Annotated in this window: 3 protein-coding genes and 1 pseudogene; 3 read left to right on the top strand and 1 reads right to left on the bottom strand. The window is 72.5% G+C overall.

The window, feature by feature from the left end:
* Positions 1-821: pseudogene (locus tag ACYVE7_RS30445) on the top strand (FtsK/SpoIIIE domain-containing protein); the annotation flags it as partial.
* Between the two features lie 30 nt (positions 822-851).
* Here the strand turns inward: ACYVE7_RS30445 and ACYVE7_RS30440 are convergent.
* Positions 852-1,088, bottom strand: coding sequence for a WXG100 family type VII secretion target (locus ACYVE7_RS30440; RefSeq protein ID WP_460369555.1), 237 nt, complete (start codon positions 1,086-1,088; stop codon positions 852-854).
* Positions 1,089-1,367: 279 nt separating this feature from the next.
* Between ACYVE7_RS30440 and ACYVE7_RS30435 the strand changes: the two genes are divergently transcribed.
* On the top strand, positions 1,368-3,110 hold the full coding sequence (locus ACYVE7_RS30435) for an acetyl/propionyl/methylcrotonyl-CoA carboxylase subunit alpha (protein ID WP_460369553.1): 1,743 nt from the start codon (positions 1,368-1,370) through the stop codon (positions 3,108-3,110).
* A gap of 68 nt (positions 3,111-3,178) precedes the next feature.
* The coding region (locus ACYVE7_RS30430; RefSeq protein ID WP_460369551.1) for an LPXTG cell wall anchor domain-containing protein at positions 3,179-4,136 on the top strand (958 nt) is incomplete at its 3' end.

Here is a 4,136-nt window from a genome sequence, read left to right as displayed (position 1 = left end):
GGGCCTCGATCGGGCTGCTCGGCCAGCACGCCGCGGACCCCGCCCAGGTCGCCGCGCTCGCCGCGCTGGCCGCCGCCTCCACCGCCCGGTACGGGCGGATCGCTCCCGGACCGATCCGGGTCGACGAACTGCCCGAGGAGATCACCGCCGAGGAGGCCCTCGCCCTGACGCCCGGATTCCGGCCGCCGTCCGCGCTCTGGGCGCTGGTCGGAGCGGGCGGCGACACACTCGGCCCCGAGGGGATCGACCTGCTGGGCGACGGGCCCGCGTTCATCGTCTCGGGACCGCCCCGCTCCGGCCGGTCCACGGCCCTGGCGACCATGACCAGGACCCTGCTCGCCCGGGGCGTCCCCGCGCTGATCATCACTCCGCGCAAGTCGCCGCTGCGGGAGCTGCGCGGCCTGCCCGGGGTGCTGGGCGTGCTCGACGCCCACGCCGACCCCGAGGAAGTCGAGGCGCTGACGGCCGACGAGCACCGGTTCGTGGTGGTCGTCGACGACGCCGAACTGATCGACGAGCAGGAGCTCGCCGAACCCGTCCACGCGCTGCTCCGCTCCGGCCGGGACGCCGAACACGCCGTCCTGCTCGCGGGCACCACCGAGGACCTGCTCCGCGGCTACCGCGGGTTCATCGCCGACGCCCGCAAGACCAGGACGGGCCTGCTGCTGGGGATCCACTCCCCCGACGACGGCGAGCTGTTCGGGCTCCGGCTGCCCCGCAACGCCACCTACACCGGACCGCAGGGCCGCGCCCTGCTGATCGTCAACGGCAGGCCGCGGCCCGTTCAGACCGCGCTGCCGCCGACCCCGCTGGAGGAGTAGAAGGTGCGGGCCCGCAGGCCCGCATCCTCGCTAGCGGGTGGCCGCCTCGATGTTCTGGAGCGAGCGGCGGACGTCCTGGCCGCCGTCGTCGAGCGCCACGGCCATCTTGTCGAAAGCCGCCTTCGCCTCCGACCAGGCGGCGCGGAACCTGTCCGCGCCCGGACCCCACCAGATCTCGGTCGAACCGACCGTGCGGCCGTTCAGGTCCTTGATCAGGGCGTCCAGGTTCTTGCTGTGCTTGTTGAAGAGGCGAGCGAGCTCTTCCATCTGCGCGATGTTTCCGCCGCGACGGTCCGCACCCATGGCCGGGGTCCCTTCCCTAGGGGGGATCTGACGTTCCTGTAACAGGACACACCACTTGAGGTACCCCGCGCGTCCGGCATCGTGGCCGTATCCGGCCAAACGGAGGCTTGTAACTCCTCTACCTGGGCAGGTGTCCGGAATAAGGAGGCGGTTATGGGGGGCTTGAGTGCAGGTCTCTAGACTCCGGTCCAAGTGGGTCGAAGTGATCCCCCACAAGGGGTTCTCAGGGATGGAGACACGACGGTGCGGAAAGTCTTGATCGCCAACCGGGGTGAGATCGCCGTGCGGATCGCGCGGGCTTGCCGGGACGCGGGGCTGGGCAGCGTCGCGGTCTACTCCGAGCAGGACCTGGACGCCCTGCACGTCCGGGTGGCCGACGAGGCGTACGCGCTGGGCGGCCAGTCGGCCGCCGAGTCCTACCTCGTGGTCGACAAGCTGCTGAACATCGCCCGCGAGTCCGGGGCGGACGCCGTCCACCCCGGCTACGGGTTCCTGGCCGAGAACGCCGACTTCGCCCAGGCCGTCATCAACGCGGGGCTGACCTGGATCGGGCCGCCGCCCGCCGCGATCACCGCGCTCGGCGACAAGGTCCAGGCCCGGCATATCGCCCAGAAGGTGGGGGCTCCGCTGGTCGCGGGCACCGCCGACCCGGTCTCGGGAGCCGACGAGGTCGTCGCGTTCGCCGAGGCGAACGGGCTGCCGATCGCGATCAAGGCGGCGTTCGGCGGCGGCGGGCGCGGGCTGAAGGTCGCCCGGACCCTCGAAGAGGTGCCCGAGCTGTACGAATCGGCGGTCCGGGAGGCCGTGGCGGCGTTCGGGCGCGGCGAGTGCTTCGTCGAGCGGTACCTGGACCGGCCCCGGCACGTCGAGACCCAGTGCCTGGCCGACTCCCACGGCAACGTCGTGGTCGTGTCGACCCGTGACTGCTCGCTCCAGCGCCGGCACCAGAAGCTCGTCGAGGAGGCCCCGGCCCCGTTCCTGACGGCCGAGCAGCTCGACCTGCTGTACACCTCGTCCAAGGCCATCCTGAAGGAGGCCGGGTATGTGGGCGCGGGGACGTGTGAGTTCCTCGTCGGGCAGGACGGCACCATCTCCTTCCTCGAGGTCAACACCCGGCTCCAGGTCGAACACCCCGTCACCGAGGAAGTCACCGGGATCGACCTGGTGCGGGAGATGTTCCGGATCGCCGACGGCGAGCCGCTCGGCTACGGCGACCCCGAGGTCCGCGGCCACTCCATCGAGTTCCGGATCAACGCCGAGGACGCGGGCCGCGGTTTCCTGCCCGCCCCCGGCACCATCACCGCGCTGACCGCGCCGACCGGGCCCGGGGTCCGGCTGGATGCCGGGTATGTGGCCGGGCAGACCGTTCCGCAGGCGTTCGACTCGCTCGTCGCCAAGCTGATCGTCACCGGCGCCACCCGTGAGCAGGCCATCGAACGGTCCCGGCGGGCGCTCGCCGAGTTCGTCATCGACGGGATGCCGACCGTGATCCCGTTCCACCGCGACGTCCTCACCCAGCCCGACTACATCGACGCGCCGTTCCGCGTCCACACCCGGTGGATCGAGACCGAGTACGACAACACGATCGAGCCTTACGCGGGCGCGACCGAGATCGACGAGGCCGGCGAGCGGCAGACCGTCACCGTCGAGGTGGGCGGCAAGCGGCTCGAGGTGGTCCTTCCGGCCGGTCTGGGCGCGGGAGCGGCCCCGGCCGCCGCCAAGGCGGCGCCCAAGCGGGGTGGCAAGAAGGGCGGCGCGAAGGCCGCGTCCGGCGACTCCCTGGTCAGCCCGATGCAGGGCACCATCGTCAAGATCGTCGCCGCGGACGGCGCGACGGTCGCCGCCGGCGACACCATCGTCGTCCTCGAGGCCATGAAGATGGAGCAGCCGCTCACCGCCCACAAGGCCGGCACCGTCACCGGCCTCACCGCCGAAGTAGGCCAGACCGTCACCAGCGGCGCCCCCATCTGCGACATCAAGGACTAACGGCCGCCTGACTCGCGGGACGGGGGGAATTTACGGTCCGTTGGGCCGTGGCGGCGCAGTATGGAGCCATGTGCACCTTGCGCGTCACGGCCCTTCTGCTTCTTGTGCTGCTGCTCGGCCCGTTCGGCGGGGCGGCCCACGCGGCGTCCCGGCTGGGCGTGCCGGATCCGAACACGGTTTCGGCGGGGCTGCGCGGGGACCGGCTGTACGTGGAGCCGGGGCAGGGCGAGCTGGACGCCGCGGGGGCCGAACGGGTCAGGAAGGCGCTCGCCGACGCCGGGACGCCGATCTACCTGGTCGTGACCGGGCCGATCGACGACGCGGCGGAGCGGACCAGGCTGCTGTCGTCCGTGGCGCGCGGGGTCGGGAGCGTCGGGGTCTACGGGCTGATGGCGGGGCGGCACTTCCAGGCCGGGTCGACGGGGCGGACCGGGCTGAAGGGCGGGGAGGCCGACGAGCTGGCCGTCGACGCCGTCCAGGGCAACCAGGGGGACGCCGCCGGGGTGCTGCTCGACTTCGTCGACGAGGTGGACGTCGCCGCCGGGAAGAAGGCGTCGGGCACCGAGCAGATCGTCAACTATGTGCTGCTCGGGCTGCTGATCGTCGCGGCGGCCGGGCTGTTCGTGTTCTTCCGGCGGCGGAAGCGGCGGCAGGCCGAGGCGGCGGCCCGGCAGGTCGCGGAGCTGCGGGCCGGGGTGCAGGAGGACGTTACGCTGCTCGGCGAGGACATCGCGGCCCTCGACCTGAACGTGGTGGACCCGGCGCTCGACCCGGTCACCCGCGAGGAGTACACCAAGGCCCTGGACTCCTACGACCGGGCCAAGGCCGCCACCGACGCGATCCGGCAGCCGCAGGACGTCCAGCGCGTCACCGAGGCCCTGGAGGACGGGCGGTATGAGATGACGGCCGTCCGGGCGCGGCTGGCGGGCGATCCGGTGCCCGAGCGGCGCGCGCCCTGCTTCTTCAACCCGCAGCACGGGCCGTCGGTCCGGGACGTGCTGTGGGCGCCGCCCGGTGGCGCGGCCC

This window comes from Actinocorallia lasiicapitis (genome assembly GCF_054778695.1).
The sequence above is the reverse complement of the archived record's forward strand: the minus strand, read 5'-3'. Positions and strand labels throughout refer to the sequence as shown.

Coding starts and splice junctions, on each gene's coding strand:
- ACYVE7_RS30440 (WP_460369555.1), bottom strand. CDS start 1,088: ATGGAAGAGCTCGCTCGCCTCTTCAACAAGCACAGCAAGAACCTGGAC.